This is a genomic window from Williamsia serinedens, assembly GCF_024171725.1.
GTDB classification, from domain to species: domain Bacteria; phylum Actinomycetota; class Actinomycetes; order Mycobacteriales; family Mycobacteriaceae; genus Williamsia_A; species Williamsia_A serinedens.
Window position 1 is genome coordinate 83,856 of record NZ_JAMTCG010000004.1, and the last position, 14,182, is coordinate 98,037.

14 protein-coding genes are annotated in these 14,182 nt (G+C 70.5%); 6 read left to right on the top strand and 8 right to left on the bottom strand.

What is annotated here, in order from left to right; all coding sequences use genetic code 11:
- Nucleotides 1-6: 6 nt before the first annotated feature.
- Nucleotides 7-969, bottom strand: coding sequence for a class I SAM-dependent methyltransferase (locus LX12_RS11400; protein ID WP_253654683.1), 963 nt, complete (start codon nucleotides 967-969; stop codon nucleotides 7-9).
- 32 nt (nucleotides 970-1,001) lie between these two features.
- The gene (locus tag LX12_RS11405; protein WP_253654684.1) at nucleotides 1,002-1,790 is read right to left on the bottom strand and encodes an enoyl-CoA hydratase/isomerase family protein; all 789 of its coding nucleotides are present in this window, start codon (nucleotides 1,788-1,790) and stop codon (nucleotides 1,002-1,004) included.
- A 53-nt stretch (nucleotides 1,791-1,843) separates the two neighbouring features.
- Between LX12_RS11405 and LX12_RS11410 the strand changes: the two genes are divergently transcribed.
- Genes LX12_RS11410 through LX12_RS11420 form a run of 3 tightly spaced genes read left to right on the top strand, consistent with a single transcriptional unit; the run spans nucleotide 1,844 to nucleotide 5,812 of the window.
- Nucleotides 1,844-2,731: an alpha/beta hydrolase gene (locus tag LX12_RS11410; RefSeq protein ID WP_253654685.1), complete on the top strand. Its 888-nt coding sequence runs from the start codon at nucleotides 1,844-1,846 to the stop codon at nucleotides 2,729-2,731.
- A gap of 19 nt (nucleotides 2,732-2,750) precedes the next feature.
- Nucleotides 2,751-3,701 (top strand): non-homologous end-joining DNA ligase, encoded by a 951-nt coding sequence (ligD, locus tag LX12_RS11415; protein WP_253654686.1) that lies wholly within the window; start codon nucleotides 2,751-2,753, stop codon nucleotides 3,699-3,701.
- A 53-nt stretch (nucleotides 3,702-3,754) separates the two neighbouring features.
- Entirely contained in the window at nucleotides 3,755-5,812 is a 2,058-nt protein-coding gene (locus LX12_RS11420; RefSeq protein ID WP_253654687.1) for a M13 family metallopeptidase, read from the top strand.
- A gap of 7 nt (nucleotides 5,813-5,819) precedes the next feature.
- On the opposite strand, the gene LX12_RS11425 is transcribed toward LX12_RS11420, so the two are convergent.
- Genes LX12_RS11425 through ctaD form a run of 6 tightly spaced genes read right to left on the bottom strand, consistent with a single transcriptional unit; the run spans nucleotide 5,820 to nucleotide 11,749 of the window.
- Nucleotides 5,820-6,668: an NUDIX hydrolase gene (locus LX12_RS11425; protein WP_253654688.1), complete on the bottom strand. Its 849-nt coding sequence runs from the start codon at nucleotides 6,666-6,668 to the stop codon at nucleotides 5,820-5,822.
- Complete coding sequence (locus LX12_RS11430; RefSeq protein ID WP_253654689.1) at nucleotides 6,665-7,495, bottom strand: ABC transporter ATP-binding protein; 831 nt, start codon at nucleotides 7,493-7,495, stop codon at nucleotides 6,665-6,667. The genes LX12_RS11425 and LX12_RS11430 overlap by 4 nt, the downstream gene beginning before the upstream one ends.
- Nucleotides 7,496-7,519: 24 nt before the next feature.
- On the bottom strand, nucleotides 7,520-8,011 hold the full coding sequence (locus tag LX12_RS11435) for a cupin domain-containing protein (RefSeq protein ID WP_253654690.1): 492 nt from the start codon (nucleotides 8,009-8,011) through the stop codon (nucleotides 7,520-7,522).
- Nucleotides 8,008-8,739, bottom strand: coding sequence for an aminoacyl-tRNA hydrolase (locus tag LX12_RS11440; RefSeq protein ID WP_253654691.1), 732 nt, complete (start codon nucleotides 8,737-8,739; stop codon nucleotides 8,008-8,010). The genes LX12_RS11435 and LX12_RS11440 overlap by 4 nt, the downstream gene beginning before the upstream one ends.
- A 12-nt stretch (nucleotides 8,740-8,751) precedes the next feature.
- Nucleotides 8,752-9,948, bottom strand: coding sequence for a phosphoserine phosphatase SerB (gene serB / locus LX12_RS11445; protein ID WP_372504987.1), 1,197 nt, complete (start codon nucleotides 9,946-9,948; stop codon nucleotides 8,752-8,754).
- Between the two features lie 34 nt (nucleotides 9,949-9,982).
- Complete coding sequence (ctaD, locus tag LX12_RS11450) at nucleotides 9,983-11,749, bottom strand: aa3-type cytochrome oxidase subunit I (protein ID WP_253654693.1); 1,767 nt, start codon at nucleotides 11,747-11,749, stop codon at nucleotides 9,983-9,985.
- A gap of 314 nt (nucleotides 11,750-12,063) precedes the next feature.
- On the opposite strand from ctaD, the gene LX12_RS11455 reads away from it, so the two are divergent.
- The 3 genes from LX12_RS11455 to LX12_RS11465 all read left to right on the top strand — a co-directional run bounded on the left by LX12_RS11455 (nucleotide 12,064) and on the right by LX12_RS11465 (nucleotide 14,179).
- Complete coding sequence (locus LX12_RS11455) at nucleotides 12,064-13,029, top strand: ABC transporter substrate-binding protein (protein ID WP_253654694.1); 966 nt, start codon at nucleotides 12,064-12,066, stop codon at nucleotides 13,027-13,029.
- A 203-nt stretch (nucleotides 13,030-13,232) separates the two neighbouring features.
- Nucleotides 13,233-13,724 carry a beta-class carbonic anhydrase gene (locus LX12_RS11460; protein ID WP_253654695.1) on the top strand — a complete coding sequence of 164 codons (492 nt, stop codon included), beginning with the start codon at nucleotides 13,233-13,235 and terminating at the stop codon, nucleotides 13,722-13,724.
- Nucleotides 13,725-13,738: 14 nt separating this feature from the next.
- A complete protein-coding gene (locus LX12_RS11465) occupies nucleotides 13,739-14,179 on the top strand; it encodes a hypothetical protein (RefSeq protein WP_253654696.1) in 441 nt (146 codons plus the stop codon).
- Nucleotides 14,180-14,182 lie beyond the last annotated feature (3 nt).

Consider the following 14,182-nt stretch of genomic DNA (forward strand, 5'->3'; position numbering starts at 1 on the left):
TGGCGATCAGGCCTTGTGGCCGGAGACGACGACGTTGTAGAAGAACTGCGGCGGGACGACCTTGCGCATGACGTTCTCGTCCAGCCAGGTGAGACGCTTCCAACCGCCGAAGGCGAAGCGTGCCCAGCCCCAGCCGAGCTTGTCCTGCGGCACGGCGGCCTCGAAGGTACGGACCGGCCAGCCGAGCATGGCGGCGGTGAACTCCTCGGTGGCCGTGGCGACCTCGACGGCTCCGGCGGAGCGGGCGAGGCGCGCGAGCTCACGCGGGTCGAAGGTGTGGATGTCGACGACCGCCTCGAGTGCGGCCGCACGCGACGACTCGTCGAGTTCGGCCTGCGGACGCCGCCACCCCTGCAGGGGCTTCCACCGGGTGACGGTCGTGGTCAACGCCCACGTCCCGCGGGAGAGCCACCGGGCGTAGAAGTCGCCGATGGTCGACGGTTCGCCGGCGAACACGAATCGCCCGCCCGGCTTGAGCACCCGGAGCACCTCGCGCAGCGCCTGCTCGACATCGGGGATGTGGTGCAGGACAGCGTGTCCGACCACCAGGTCGAAGGTGTCGTCCTCGTAGGGGATGGTCTCGGCGTCGGCCACGCGGCCGTCCACGTCGAGGCCGAGGTTCTCGGCGTTGCGCAGGGCCACCTTCACCATGCCGGGCGAGAGGTCGGTGACCGACCCGGACGACGCCACCCCCGACTGCATCAGGTTGAGCAGGAAGAAGCCTGTGCCACAGCCCAGTTCGAGCGCCCGCCCGTACGGCAGCGGCGCGTCGTCGGCGACCGCGTCGAAACGACCGCGGGCGTAGTCGATGCAGCGTTCGTCGTAGGAGATCGACCACTTCTCGTCGTAGGTCTCGGCCTCCCAGTCGTGGTAGAGCACCTGGGCGAGCTTGGTGTCGGCGAGCGCGGCGTCCACCTCGGCGGCGGTGGCGTGCGGGTTCGGCGCGGGATCAGAGGGCGCAGAGGTCACGGGCGATCTCCTGGTGGTGACGGTCGGGCGGGCTACTTGCCGAGGAACTCGGCCTTGCCGGGCCCGTTCTCGACGAACGACTTCATACCGATGGCACGGTCCTCGGTGGCGAACAGCGCGGCGAACTGCGCGGCCTCGATCTTCAGGCCGGTCGCGAGATCGGTGTCGAGGCCCTGGTCGATCGACGCCTTGGCTGCGGCCAACGCGACCGACGCGGCCTTGGTGAACTGCGACGCCCACTTCACGGCCGCCGCGTAGACCTCGTCGGGCGCGACGACCTCGTCGACGAGACCGATCCGCAGCGCCTCCTCGGCGCCGACGAACCGCCCCGTGAACACCATGTCCTTCGCCCGCGACGGGCCGATGAGCCGGGCGAGCCGCTGCGTGCCGCCGCCACCCGGGATGACACCGAGCAACACCTCGGGCACGCCGAGCTTGGCGTTGTCGCCGGCGATGCGACGGTCGGCCCCGAGGACGACCTCGAGTCCGCCGCCGAGTGCGTAGCCGGTGACGGCGGCGACCGTCGGCTTCGGGATCGACGCGATCGCGCCCAGCCCAGCCTGCAGCCGCCCGGCGACCTTGCTCATCTCGGCGAACGTCATGTCGTTCATCTCCTTGATGTCGGCGCCGGCCGCCAACACCTTGGGCCCGCCGTAGACCACGACCGCCTTCACCGAGTCGTCCCGCGACGCCTCGTCCGCGGCCGCCACGAGCTCGTCCTGGACCTGCCGGTTCAGGGCGTTCATCGGCGGACGGTCCAGACGGATGGTCGCGACGCCGGGGTGGTCGTCGCTGTGCTCGAGACGGACGAATTCAGGCATGGTGCGCAGGCTACCGCCTGGCCACGGGGGCAGCCGTGCCACCATCGATCTCCATGGCCGCCGTCGACGTCCACCCGGACCTGCGCATCGCCCACCGTCTGCTGCCCCGGTCCCCGGTCACCCGGGCCACCCTGCCGGTGGCGAGGGCGGCCACCCGTCTGCTCCGCGGGCGACGAGGTGTCTCCCAGGTCGCGATCGGCGACGGCGTGACCGTCCGGGTGCACAGCCCCGCACGCCCGCGCGAGGACGGCGCCGCGATGCTCTGGATCCACGGTGGCGGCTACGTGTTCGGCAGCCCGGTCCAGGACGACGCGCTGTGCGCGGCGTTCGCCGAGCGGGTCGGCATGACGGTGGCCGCGGTGACCTACCGCTTCGCGCCGGAGCACCCCTACCCGTCGGCTCTCGACGACGTGCACACCGCGCTGGAGTGGCTGCGCGACCGGCCGGATGTCGACCCTGCGGCGACGGTCATCGCCGGCGCGAGCGCGGGCGGCGGGCTGACCGCTGCCCTCGCGCTGCGGCTGCGTGACAGGGGTGAGACACATCCCGCCCTCCAGCTGCTGACGTACCCGATGCTCGACGACCGCACCCGCTCTGCGTCGTCGCCGCCCCGCGCCCACCGACTGTGGGGCGCCCGCAGCAACGCGTTCGCCTGGGAGGCGTACCTCGCCGGCGCGGACCGCGCCCTCGCCGTACCGGCCCGACGGGAGGACCTGTCGGGGCTGCCGCGCACCTGGATCGGCGTGGGATCGATCGACCTCTTCTACGACGAGGACCTCACCTACGCGCACCGTCTCCGCGAGGACGGCGTGCACTGCGACGTCGAGGTGGTCCCGGGGGCGTTCCACGGCTTCGACACCGTCGTCCCACGCAGTCCGGTCTCGCGTGCGTTCCTCGCGACGCGCGTGCGGGCGGTCGAACGGGCGCTCGACGCGCGGTGATGCCCTAGGGTCGAACGGCATGGCGAAGGAGTCGGCGGGCGACCCGGTCGAGCTCACCGTCGGCGAGCGTGTCCTGCGGATCTCCAGCCCCGAGCGCGTGTACTTCCCCGCCCGCGGTGAGACGAAGCTGGATCTCGCGATGTACTACATCGCCGTCGGCGACGGCATCGTCCGGTCCCTGCGGGACCGGCCGTGCATGCTGCATCGCTTCCCCAAGGGTGTCGCCGGCCAGAAGGTCCATCAGAAGCGCATCCCCGCGGGCGCGCCCGACTGGCTCGAGACCGTCCGCATCTTCTTCCCCCGCTACAGCCGAACCGCCGACGAGGTGTGCGTCACCGAACTGGCGAGTGTCATCTGGGCCGTTCAGATGTCGACGGTCGAGTTCCACCCGTGGAACTCGCGCCGCGACGACACCGAGAAGCCCGACGAGTGGCGGATCGACCTCGATCCCATGCCCGACTGCCCGTTCGACCGGGTGCAGCGCGTCGCGCGGGTGGCGCAGGAGATCCTCGACGAACTCGGGATCCGGGGGTTCCCGAAGACCTCCGGCGGGTCCGGCTTGCACATCTACGTGCGCATCGAACCGCGGTGGGGTTTCGCCGACGTCCGGCGTGCGGCACTGGCGTTCGCCCGGGAGGTCGAACGTCGCGCGGGCGGCGAGGCGACCACGACGTGGTGGCGCAAGGACCGCGAGCCCGACGTCGTGTTCGTCGACTACAACCAGAACGCGCGCGACCACACCATCGCCGCGGCGTACTCCGTGCGGGGAAACCCCGAGGCGACGGTGTCGACACCCTTCACGTGGGACGAACTCGAGGACATCGTGCCCGGCGACATGACCATCGCGACCGTGCCCGAGCGGTTCGCCCGGCTGGGCGACCTGCACGCCGAGATCGACGACGTCGCCCACCGACTCGACGACCTGCTCGCCTGGGCCGACCGCGACGGCCTCGAGGCGACCGACGACTGACCCGCACCACCCGAGCCCGAACCATCGACGTCCGACGAGCAGAGGGGACCGAAATGACCGATCGCGCAGCCCATCCGACCGTCCCGACCCTGGGCAGGCGGGCGTTCCTCGCCGGGGTCGGCGGCCTGGCACTGACCGGGGTGCTCGCCGCGTGCGGCGACGACACGCCCCGACGGCCGGCGCTCACCCCGGACCTGTCCGGGCTCGACACCGCGGTCCCTCCGAACGCCGACCTGTACCGGTACGTCAACGGCGGCTGGCTGGCGGGCTACCAGATCCCTGCCGACAAGGCCGGATACAGCACGTTCGACGAGCTGAGCGACGAGGCCGAGAAACAGCTGCGGCAGATCATCGAGGGCATCGGGTCCGACGCCTCGGGTGAGGACGCCCAGATCCGCGACCTGTACCGCGGCTTCATGGACACGTCCCGCATCGATGCTGCGGGCGTGACACCGGTCCGCCCGCTGCTCGACGCGATCGACGCCGCGCCGGACAAGACCACGCTGACACGCGGTCTCGCGGCGCTGTCGACGGCCGGCGCGACCGGCATCGTCGACCTGTACATCGCACCCGACCAGGCGGATTCGACGCGGTACGTGGCCAACATCGTGCAGTCGGGCATCGGCCTGCCTGATGAGTCGTACTACCGGGAGGCGTCGTACGCCGAGGACCGCGCGAAGTACGTGCAGTACCTCACCACGATCGCCCGCCTGGCCGGTCTGTCCGACCCGCAGGGCCGGGCCCAGCGCGCGATGTCGGTGGAGACGGCCGTCGCGGCCGGGCACCTCACCACCGTCGAGAGCCGCGACGCGAAGAAGACCTACAACCCCCGCAGCTGGGCGCAGTTCACCGCGGAGGCGCCCGGGATCGACTGGGCGGCATGGCGTGCGGGACTCGGACTCCGCGACGACGCACTCGCGCAGGTCGTCGTCGCCGGACCGAAGTCGGTGAGCACCGCGGCGCAGGTGTGGACCGACACACCGATCGACACCCTGCGCGACTACATGCGGATGAACGTCCTGCGGTCCTACGCCCGCTACGTCGCGACCCCGTTCCGGTCGGCGCACTTCGACTTCTTCTCCCGCACCCTGAACGGGGTCGAGAAGGAACCCGAGCGATGGAAGTCCGGTGTCGCACTCGTCGACTCGCTCCTCGGGGAGGCACTGGGCAAGAAGTACGTCGCGAAGCACTTCGCCGGGTCGGCGAAGGACGACGCCCGCGACCTCGTCGCGAACCTGGTCGAGGCCTACCGTCGGAGCTTCGCGACCATCACCTGGTTCAGTGCCTCGACGCGCAAAGAGGCGAACACCAAGCTCGACAAGCTGACGGTCAAGATCGGCTACCCCGACAAGTGGAAGGACTACTCCGGCCTGACGATCGACGCGGACGACGTCGTCGAGTCCGTGCGCAACGGTCAGATGTTCGCCGCCCGCCGCGAGTTCGCGAAACTCGGCACGAAGGTCGACAAGACCGAGTGGCAGATGACCCCGCAGACCGTGAACGCCTACTACGACCCGACGTTCAACGAGATCGTCTTCCCCGCGGCGATCCTGCAGTACCCGTTCTTCTCCCCCGACGCCGAGCCGCAGGTGAACTACGGCGGGATCGGCGCGGTCATCGGCCACGAGATCGGGCACGGTTTCGACGACCAGGGATCGCAGTACGACGCCGACGGGAACCTGCGCGACTGGTGGACCGCGTCCGACCGGGCCGAGTTCATTAAGCGGTCCGAGGCTTTGGTCGCCCAGTACGACACCCTCGTGCCGAAGGGCCTGCCCGCCGACAAACACGTCAACGGTGCGCTCACCGTCGGGGAGAACCTCGCCGACCTCGGCGGTCTGTCGATCGCGTTGTCCGCGTACCGGATCGCGGCCGAGAAGGCGAAGGCCCAGGTGCGCGACCGGGACGTCTTCCTCGCCTGGGCTCGGATCTGGCGCGGCAAGTACCGCCCGGCCGCGGTCGAGGAACAGCTCGCCACCGACCCGCACTCGCCGCCGGAGTTCCGCTGCAACCAGGTGGTGCGCAACATCTCCGGGTTCTACGACACGTTCGGCGTCGGCCCCTCCGACGCGATGTACCTCGCACCGGACAAGCGGGTCACAATCTGGTGACGCCTCCTCACCCGCCGGTGTAGCGCGCCGATCCCTCGAACTCGATGTGCACGGCGGAGCCGTCGGAGATCAGGGTCGGCGTGACCGGGACGATCTCCCGCGGAGCCGCCATCGCGTCGGCGACGGTGTCGAAGCCGGCGAGGTGGTCCAGCTGGGACCACGTGGGCGGCAACAGGAACAGGTCGCCGGCCCGCCAGGACCCCATGACGTCGGCGATCCGGTGCCATCCGGCCGACGCCGCCTCGGTGGTGCGGTCGTCGGCGGACTGACCCGCCGGCAACTGCGCGAGGAAGAACCGGGTGTCGTAGCGGCGGCGCTCGCCGAGCGGGGTGATCCACCGGGCCAGCGGCGCCATCAGATCCGCCCGCAGCACCAGGTCCGAACCGGCCAGGAACTCCGACAACGACAGCTCTCGGGACTCCAACGCCCGTCGGGCGTCGGTGTACAGGTCGGGCTCGCCGACGACGTCCTGCGCCGACGACCCCGCGAGGAGCACACCGCACTCCTCGAAGGTCTCGCGCACCGCGGCCCGCACCAGCGACGACGCCAGGACGACGGCATCGTCGTCCGGGGGTGTGGTCGCGTCGAACTGCTCTGCCCACCAGCGTGGTTCGGGTCCGACCCAGTCTTCGGCGTCCACCCCGACCTCCGCGTCGCGGGGGTCGACGCCGCCGCCGGGGAACACGGTCATCCCACCCGCGAAGGCCATCCCCGCCACGCGCCGGATCAGGAAGACCTCGATGCCACCACTGTCGGCGTCGCGGATCAGGGCCACGGTGGCCGCCTGCCGGATGGGCACCGACCCCGGATCGTCGACGGGTCGGAAGGAGTCCGGTAGCTGCCCCGGGCCGGTCACGCCCGGGCCCTCCGATGCGACCCGGCGCGGCGGGCGCGGCGCGCGAAATACCGCCCGTCGACGTGCTCGAGCGCGATGCGCTGGTGGAAGGTGGCTGTGAGGTTGTCCTCGGTCATCACGTCCTCGAGCAGACCCTGCGCGACGACGCCGCCCTCCGACAGCAGCAACGCGTGGGTGAAGCCCTCGGGGATCTCCTCGACGTGGTGCGTGATGACCACCATCGCCGGGGCGTCGGGATCCATCGCGAGCGCACCGAGCCGGGCGACCAGCTCCTCGCGGCCGCCGAGGTCGAGTCCCGCCGCCGGTTCGTCGAGGAGGAGCAGTTCCGGGTCGGTCATCAGTGCGCGGGCGATGACGACGCGCTTGCGCTCGCCCTCCGACAGCGTGCCGAAGGTGCGGTCGGCGAGGTGTTCGGCGCCCATCGACTCCAGCGTCTCGACGGCCTGCGCGCGGTCGACGTCCTCGTAGGCCTCCCGCCAGCGTCCGAGCACCGAGTAGCCGGCGGAGATGACCAGGTCGGTCACGATCTCGTCGTCCGGGATCCGCGAGGCGAGCATCGACGACGCGACACCGATCCGCGTCGAGAGCTCGCGGACGTCGGTCTCCCCGAGACGCGATCCCAGCAGTACGGCGGTCCCGGCGGTGGGGTGGGTCTCGGCGGCGGCGATCCGCATCAGCGATGTCTTGCCGGCCCCGTTGGGGCCGATGACGACCCAGCGTTCGTCGAGTTCGACATGCCAGGTGACGGGACCCACCAATGTCTTCCCGCCACGCACGAGGGTGACGTCGGTGAAGTCGATCAGGAGATCGGGATCGATGTCGGCCACGTCACCCATCGTGCCCCACCGGGCTCACCCCTCGGCGGAAGGGGCGGGGGCGTCGACCGGATCGCGCAGGCGGAAGTCGGCGAAGTCGAAACCGGGCACGACGACGCAGCTGACCAGACCGGCACCGTCGGGATGACCCGGGACGGGGCGCGCACGCTGCCACTCCCCGGGAGCCACGACGTGCTGGGGTCGCTGGCCGGCGGCGAGGTCGGGACCCAGGACGATCGTCGTCTCCGCGCCCGGTGTGGTCCCGGTGCCGCCGAGGACGAGCTCGATCGGGGACCCGCGGTGGTGCAGCCAGATCTCCGCACCCGCGACGGTGTGCCACGCGGACTCCGCGCCGTCGGGCAGGAGGAACAGGATCGCGGTGCCCGCACTCCGGTCCCCCGTGTGCGCCGACGGCAGCACGTCCCGCGACAGGGTGAGCTCCGACCGCCACGTCTCGGCGTACCACCCACCCTCCGGGTGGGGCGCGAGGTCGAGGTGCTCGGCCCAGGCGGGCACGGTCGGGGTCATCGGGCGTCCTCTCGGTCGGTTCGCTCGGCCACGACGGTCACCGATCCAGGCGCCACCTCGGTGAACCCGGCGTCCCGGACGGCGACGGTGTCGGTCCCGTCGCGCGACAGCAGGTCCGCCCAGGCGTCGGCGCTCGGCATGGCCACCGTCAGCGGGCAGCCGGCCTCCCACCACGATCGGGCGTCCGCGACGTCGAACAGACGGACGGCGAGCATCGACCCGTGGCCCACCTGCGCGGCCAGCTTGCCCAGCGTCATGTCGAGACCCGGGTTGACCCACAGGGTCACCGCCGCACCGGCCGCCGGATCGAGCGGGCCGTCGAGGTCGGTACCGCCGATCTGCAACCGGTCGATCCGGCGGTCGACGGCACCGACGGGACCCGGCACGATCGCCCGCGCCGCGGCGTCACCCTGCTCGACGGTGAAGCCGCCGACCTCCTGCGCCGCCTCCCAGTGCGCTCCCCGTGCCCGACGGCTGATCTTGCGGATCCGCGCGTCGCACCACGCCCGCACGGCGGGTCCCCAGAGACCGTCGGAGTCCGAGCGTTCGTCGAGGCACAGCAGCACCGCTGCGCGGGCCGCCGCCTCCAGCGTCGCGCGACGCCCGGGCGGGTCGCGCTTCTCGATCCGCACCACGATGGGCATCGCCAGGACCTCGGCGGGGTCGTCGGGATCGGGGGCGTCACCGAGACGACCGCTGAGCACCGCGAGGCGCTCGTCGAAACCCATCGCGGATGGCCGTCAGCCGAGGGGCACGCGACGGGCCACCCCGTCGAGCGCGTCCGCGGCCTCGATCTCGTCACGGGTGACGCCGAGGATGAAGAGCACCGCGTCGAGGAACGGGTGCGACAGCGCCGCGTCGGCGACCTCCTGCAGCGCGGGCTTCGCATTGAACGCGATCCCCAGTCCCGCCGTGGTGAGCATGTCGATGTCGTTGGCGCCGTCGCCGACGGCCACGGTCTGCTCGAGCGGGACCCCGACCTGGTCGGCGAACGCCCGCAGCGCGACGGCCTTGCCGGGCCGGTCGACCACGTCGCCGAGGACCCGACCGGTGAGTTTCCCGTCGACGATCTCCAGCGTGTTGGCCCGGACGAAGTCCAGTTCGAGGTCATGGGCGAGCGGCTCGATGACGTCGAGGAATCCGCCGGAGACCACACCGCAGTGGTATCCGAGTCGGCGCAGCGTGCGGATGGTGGTGCGGGCACCGGGCGTGAACTCGATCGAGTCCGCGACCTCCTCGAGCACAGACGCGTCGAGCCCGGCGAGGGCTTCGACCCGCTTGTGCAGCGACTCGCTGAAGTCGATCTCGCCGCGCATCGCCGCCTCGGTGACCGCGGCGACCTCGGCCTCGCGCCCCGCCTTGCCGGCCAGCATCTCGATGACCTCGCCCTGGATGAGGGTCGAGTCGACGTCGAACACGATGAGCCGCTTGGCGCGACGCGCGAGACCACCGCGCTCGACGGCGACGTCGATGCCGTACCGCGTCGCGACGCCCGCGAGACCCTTGCGGAGCGCGGCGTCGGCGGCGACGTCATCGCGGTCGACACTGACCATCAGCTCGAGACCGGTGAGCGGGTAGTCGGCGATGCCGCGGATCGAGTCGATGTTGCCGCCCTGACCCGCCAGTTCCGCGGCGATCGCGCGGAAGGCCCGCGCGGTCACAGGACTGCCCAGGATGACCACCGCGTGCGACGAGACCGTCCGGACGCCCGGATCGGCGCCGACATCGACCGCGACCTCCATGCCGATGGAGCTCATCGCCTGTTCGACGGTCTCCTGCAGTGTCTCCGGGTCCCCGAGGCTCTCGACGAGCACGCCGAGCGTGAGCCGCGACCGGATGACCACCTGCTCGACATCGAGCAGGTGGACATCGTGCCGGGCGAGTGCACCCAGCAGGACCGACGTGACGCCAGGCCGATCGGGACCGGTGACGGTCACCAGCACCGTGGTGCCGGAACCCCCCCGGGCCACGTCAGCGCGGATCGGGATCCGTCGACGACTCGTGCGAGCCGACGGTCACCGGGTCGCGCTTGGCCTCTTCGAGGTGCTTGCTCGCCTGGCCCACGTGGGCCTCACGATGCATCCGCTCGATCATGTGCGGGTAGTGCAGCTCGAAGGCCGGACGCTCGGACCGGATGCGCGGCAGCTCGGTGAAGTTGTGCCGCGGCGGCGGGCAGCTGGTCGCCCACTCGAGCGAGTTGCCGAAGCCCCACGGGTCGTCGACCGTGACGACCTCGCCGTACCGGTAGCTCTTGAAGACGTTCCACAGGAACGGGAGCGTCGAGGCACCGAGGACGAAGGCACCGACCGTCGAGATGATGTTCAGCGTCGTGAACCCGTCGGACGGCAGGTAGTCGGCGTAGCGACGCGGCATGCCCTCGTTGCCCAGCCAGTGCTGCACCAGGAACGTCAGGTGGAAGCCGATGAACGTCAGCCAGAAGTGGATCTTGCCCAGCTTCTCGTCCATCATCCGGCCGGTCATCTTCGGGAACCAGAAGTAGATGCCCGCGTAGGTGGCGAACACAATGGTGCCGAAGAGGACGTAGTGGAAGTGCGCCACGACGAAGTAGCTGTCCGAGAGGTGGAAGTCCAGCGGCGGGCTGGCCAGCAGGACGCCGGTGAGGCCACCGAAGAGGAACGTCACGAGGAAGCCGACCGAGAACAGCATCGGTGTCTCGAATGTCAGATGGCCCTTCCACATCGTGCCTATCCAGTTGAAGAACTTCACACCGGTGGGCACCGCGATCACGAAGGTCATGAAGGCGAAGAACGGCAGCAGCACCGCGCCCGTCGCGTACATGTGGTGCGCCCACACCGCGACCGACAGGGCGGCGATGGCCAGCGTCGCGTAGATCAGCGTCGAGTAGCCGAAGATCGGCTTGCGCGAGAACACCGGGAAGATCTCCGACACGATGCCGAAGAACGGCAGGGCGATGATGTAGACCTCGGGGTGCCCGAAGAACCAGAACAGGTGCTGCCAGAGGATGACGCCACCGTTGGCGGGGTCGTAGAGGTGCGCACCGAACTGGCGGTCGACCTCGAGGCCCATCAGGGCGGCGGTCAGCAGCGGGAACGCGAGCAGGATCAGCACGCTGGTCACCAGGATGTTCCAGGTGAAGATCGGCATGCGGAACATCGTCATGCCGGGCGCGCGGAGGCAGACCACGGTGGTGACCATGTTGACCGCGCCGAGGATGGTGCCCAGACCACCGACGGCGAGACCCATGATCCACATGTCGGCGCCGGCGCCGGGCGAGTGGATCGCGTCCGTCAGCGGGGTGTAGGCGGTCCAGCCGAAGTCGGCGGCACCACCGGGGGTGATGAAGCCGGCGACGACGATCAGGCCGCCGAAGAGGAAGAGCCAGTAGCTGAAGGCGTTGAGGCGCGGGAACGCGACGTCGGGCGCGCCGATCTGCAGCGGCAGGACCACGTTCGCGAAGCCGATGACGATGGGCGTCGCGTACAGCAGAAGCATGACGGTGCCGTGCATCGTGAACAGCTGGTTGTACTGCTCGTTCGACAGGAACTGCATGCCCGGGTGCGCGAGCTCGCCACGCATCAGCAGCGCCATGAGGCCGCCGACGAGGAAGAACGCGAAACACGTGACCAGGTACATGATGCCGAGCACCTTGTGGTCGGTCGTCGTGATCATCTTGTAGATGAACGACCCCTTGACGCCCGTGCGCTCGGGGTAGGGGCGAACCGGGGCGACCTGCGTGGGCTGGTCTAGGGCGGTCACTAGTCCTCCTGCCTGCACGACCGGTGGCCGGTCGCGGTGACGGTGAACGCAGGCGTCGGACTGCCGACGCCGAACGTACTGAACCGATCGTAAACCCTCGTGCCCCCTGCGGCCGAGCGGGTCCTACGACTCGTCGTAGCCGATTCTGCCGTGTCACACGCCGCGCACACATCTCCCCGCCGGAACGGCGCGACGACGCGCCGCGGCGGACGTCTCCGGCGCCCGCCCCGGTGCTAGGTTGAGCCCGATCACGGGCCTGTCCGGGCCCGGCGACGTGGCGTGCGAGAACGGTGGTGACGAGGGTGCGGGGACCCGTGCGAGCGGCGGCCGTGGCCGGCGTGGTGACCGCGGCCGTCCTGGGTCTCACCGCCTGCGGCGGCGGTGAAAGCCAGTCCCCTCCCGGCCCCGGGTCGGTGACGACCACGACGACCGCGATCGGCGGATTCGACCTCGTCACGCCCGAGCGCACGTTCGACCGCGCGTGCGGCGTCCCGTCCACCCCGGACGCGGGTCAGACGGATGTCGCCCGGATCGCCGTGGCCGATCCGTCACTGCTGGACGCACTGTGCGCGCTGGGGATCCAGTCGAAGGTCGTCGCGGTGGCCGCGGATCCGGGTCAGATCCCCGTCTATCTCGGACCCACCGTGACCTCACTGCCCACCATCGGTTCCCGCCCCGACGCGCAGCGCGCGGCGGGCGCCCGCGCGGACGTCGTGCTGGGACGGTCCGCGGCGCAGAACTCGCCCTACGACGCGCGGTCGGTGGTCGTCGACGAGTCGGCGACGTGGCAGGACCAGTTCCAGGCCGTGGCCGACGCCCTCGGTCGCGGCGAGGAGGGGACACGTCGTCTCGACGTCTTCGCCCAGCAGGCCAAACGGGTCGGACAGCGTGTCGACGCCTCCCACAGCCAGGTGGGACTCGTGCGGTTCGGCGCCGACAGCGAGCAGATCGCGGGCACCGCGTCGTTCGCCGGGTCGATCCTGGCCGCGATGGGTGTGCAACGTCCGCAGTCGCAGCGCTCCCCTGGGTCGGTGACCGTCACCGACAAGAACTTCGACGACGCCGACGCCGACCTCATCTACGTCAGCTTCACGTCCACCGAGGGCCGTCAGCACGGCACCTCGGTGCTGCGCAGCGACAAGTGGCTCGACCTCGGGGCCGCGGGCGGCAAGCGGGTCTTCGTCGTCGACGACTCTTACTGGTACGGCCAACGCGGCCTGGCCGCCGCCCCCGTCGTCCTCGACGACGTCCAGCGGTCGCTCAACGGGTACTCGAGCTGACGCTGCCGCTCCGGTTACAGGGTCAACGCTCCGCATAATCGGGGACGCTCCGGATACATCCGGAGCGTCCTCGAACATGTGGAGCGTCTCGCCAGTCGGCCGAGTCCGAGGGCACACGACCGCTGACCTGCGGTGGACGATCGTAAAAACCCCGGCTGGGCGCAACCATCAGCGGCGACGCATGCGCGGATCACGATGTCCGCATGACCGTCACCGACGAACTCCTGAAGAACAACGCCGACTACGCCGCCGGGTTCTCCGGACCCCTCCCCCTCCCGCCCAGCAAGCACGTCGCGGTCGTCGCGTGCATGGACGCCCGACTCGACGTCTATCGCATCCTGGGCCTGAACGAGGGTGAGGCCCACGTCATCCGCAACGCCGGGGGTGTCGTCACCGACGACGAGATCCGGTCGCTCGCCATCAGCCAGCGCCTGCTCGGGACCACCGAGATCATCCTCATCCACCACACCGACTGCGGGATGCTCACCTTCACCGACGACGACTTCAAGCGCGGCATCCAGGACGAGATCGGCGTGAAGCCCCCGTGGTCGGCCGAGTCCTTCCCCGACCTCGACGAGGACGTCAGGCAGTCGTTGGCCCGCATCGAGAACAGCCCGTTCGTCACGAAGACGACCTCGCTGCGCGGCTTCGTCTTCGACGTCGCCACCGGCAAGCTGAACGAGGTCACCCGCTGAGGCTCCGCCTCCTGGTGGCCGCCGCGGGCACCGCGGCGTTCGCGGCCTGGCTCGGTGCCGCGGCCGCCTCCGCCGACCCACTCGGGCCGGATCCCGCGCAGCCGCCCAACGGGATCGGCGCCGGTCCGGTGATCACACCGCCGGCGTCGCCTGTGCAGGTCCCTCGTCCCGTCGTCGCGTCGGACGGCGGTCGGACGACCGTGACCGCCCACCCATACCTGTCGCGCTGGATCCACGAGCTGATCGTCACGCCACCGGACACCGCGGTCGAGGTGCGCGGCGCGGTCCGCGCAAAGCTCCCGGGCGTGGGTGGGCCGATGCTGGACCTGTTCGGGCACTGTCTTTTCGGCGACTCGTTCGCGACACAGACCACCCGGACCCGATCGCTACCGCCGGTCGACGTGGCGACACCCGCGCTGAGCGTGGTGATCGAGCCCGTCCTGCAACAGCACTGACGC

Bases quoted from the DNA above. Each gene is read 5' to 3' on its own strand.
- LX12_RS11440 (WP_253654691.1), bottom strand. From the start codon at position 8,739: ATGGGTTTCGACGAGCGCCTCGCGGTGCTCAGCGGTCGTCTCGGTGAC.
- ligD (WP_253654686.1), top strand. From the start codon at position 2,751: ATGGCGAAGGAGTCGGCGGGCGACCCGGTCGAGCTCACCGTCGGCGAG.
- LX12_RS11420 (WP_253654687.1), top strand. From the start codon at position 3,755: ATGACCGATCGCGCAGCCCATCCGACCGTCCCGACCCTGGGCAGGCGG.
- LX12_RS11410 (WP_253654685.1), top strand. From the start codon at position 1,844: ATGGCCGCCGTCGACGTCCACCCGGACCTGCGCATCGCCCACCGTCTG.
- LX12_RS11405 (WP_253654684.1), bottom strand. From the start codon at position 1,790: ATGCCTGAATTCGTCCGTCTCGAGCACAGCGACGACCACCCCGGCGTC.
- LX12_RS11460 (WP_253654695.1), top strand. From the start codon at position 13,233: ATGACCGTCACCGACGAACTCCTGAAGAACAACGCCGACTACGCCGCC.
- LX12_RS11435 (WP_253654690.1), bottom strand. From the start codon at position 8,011: ATGACCCCGACCGTGCCCGCCTGGGCCGAGCACCTCGACCTCGCGCCC.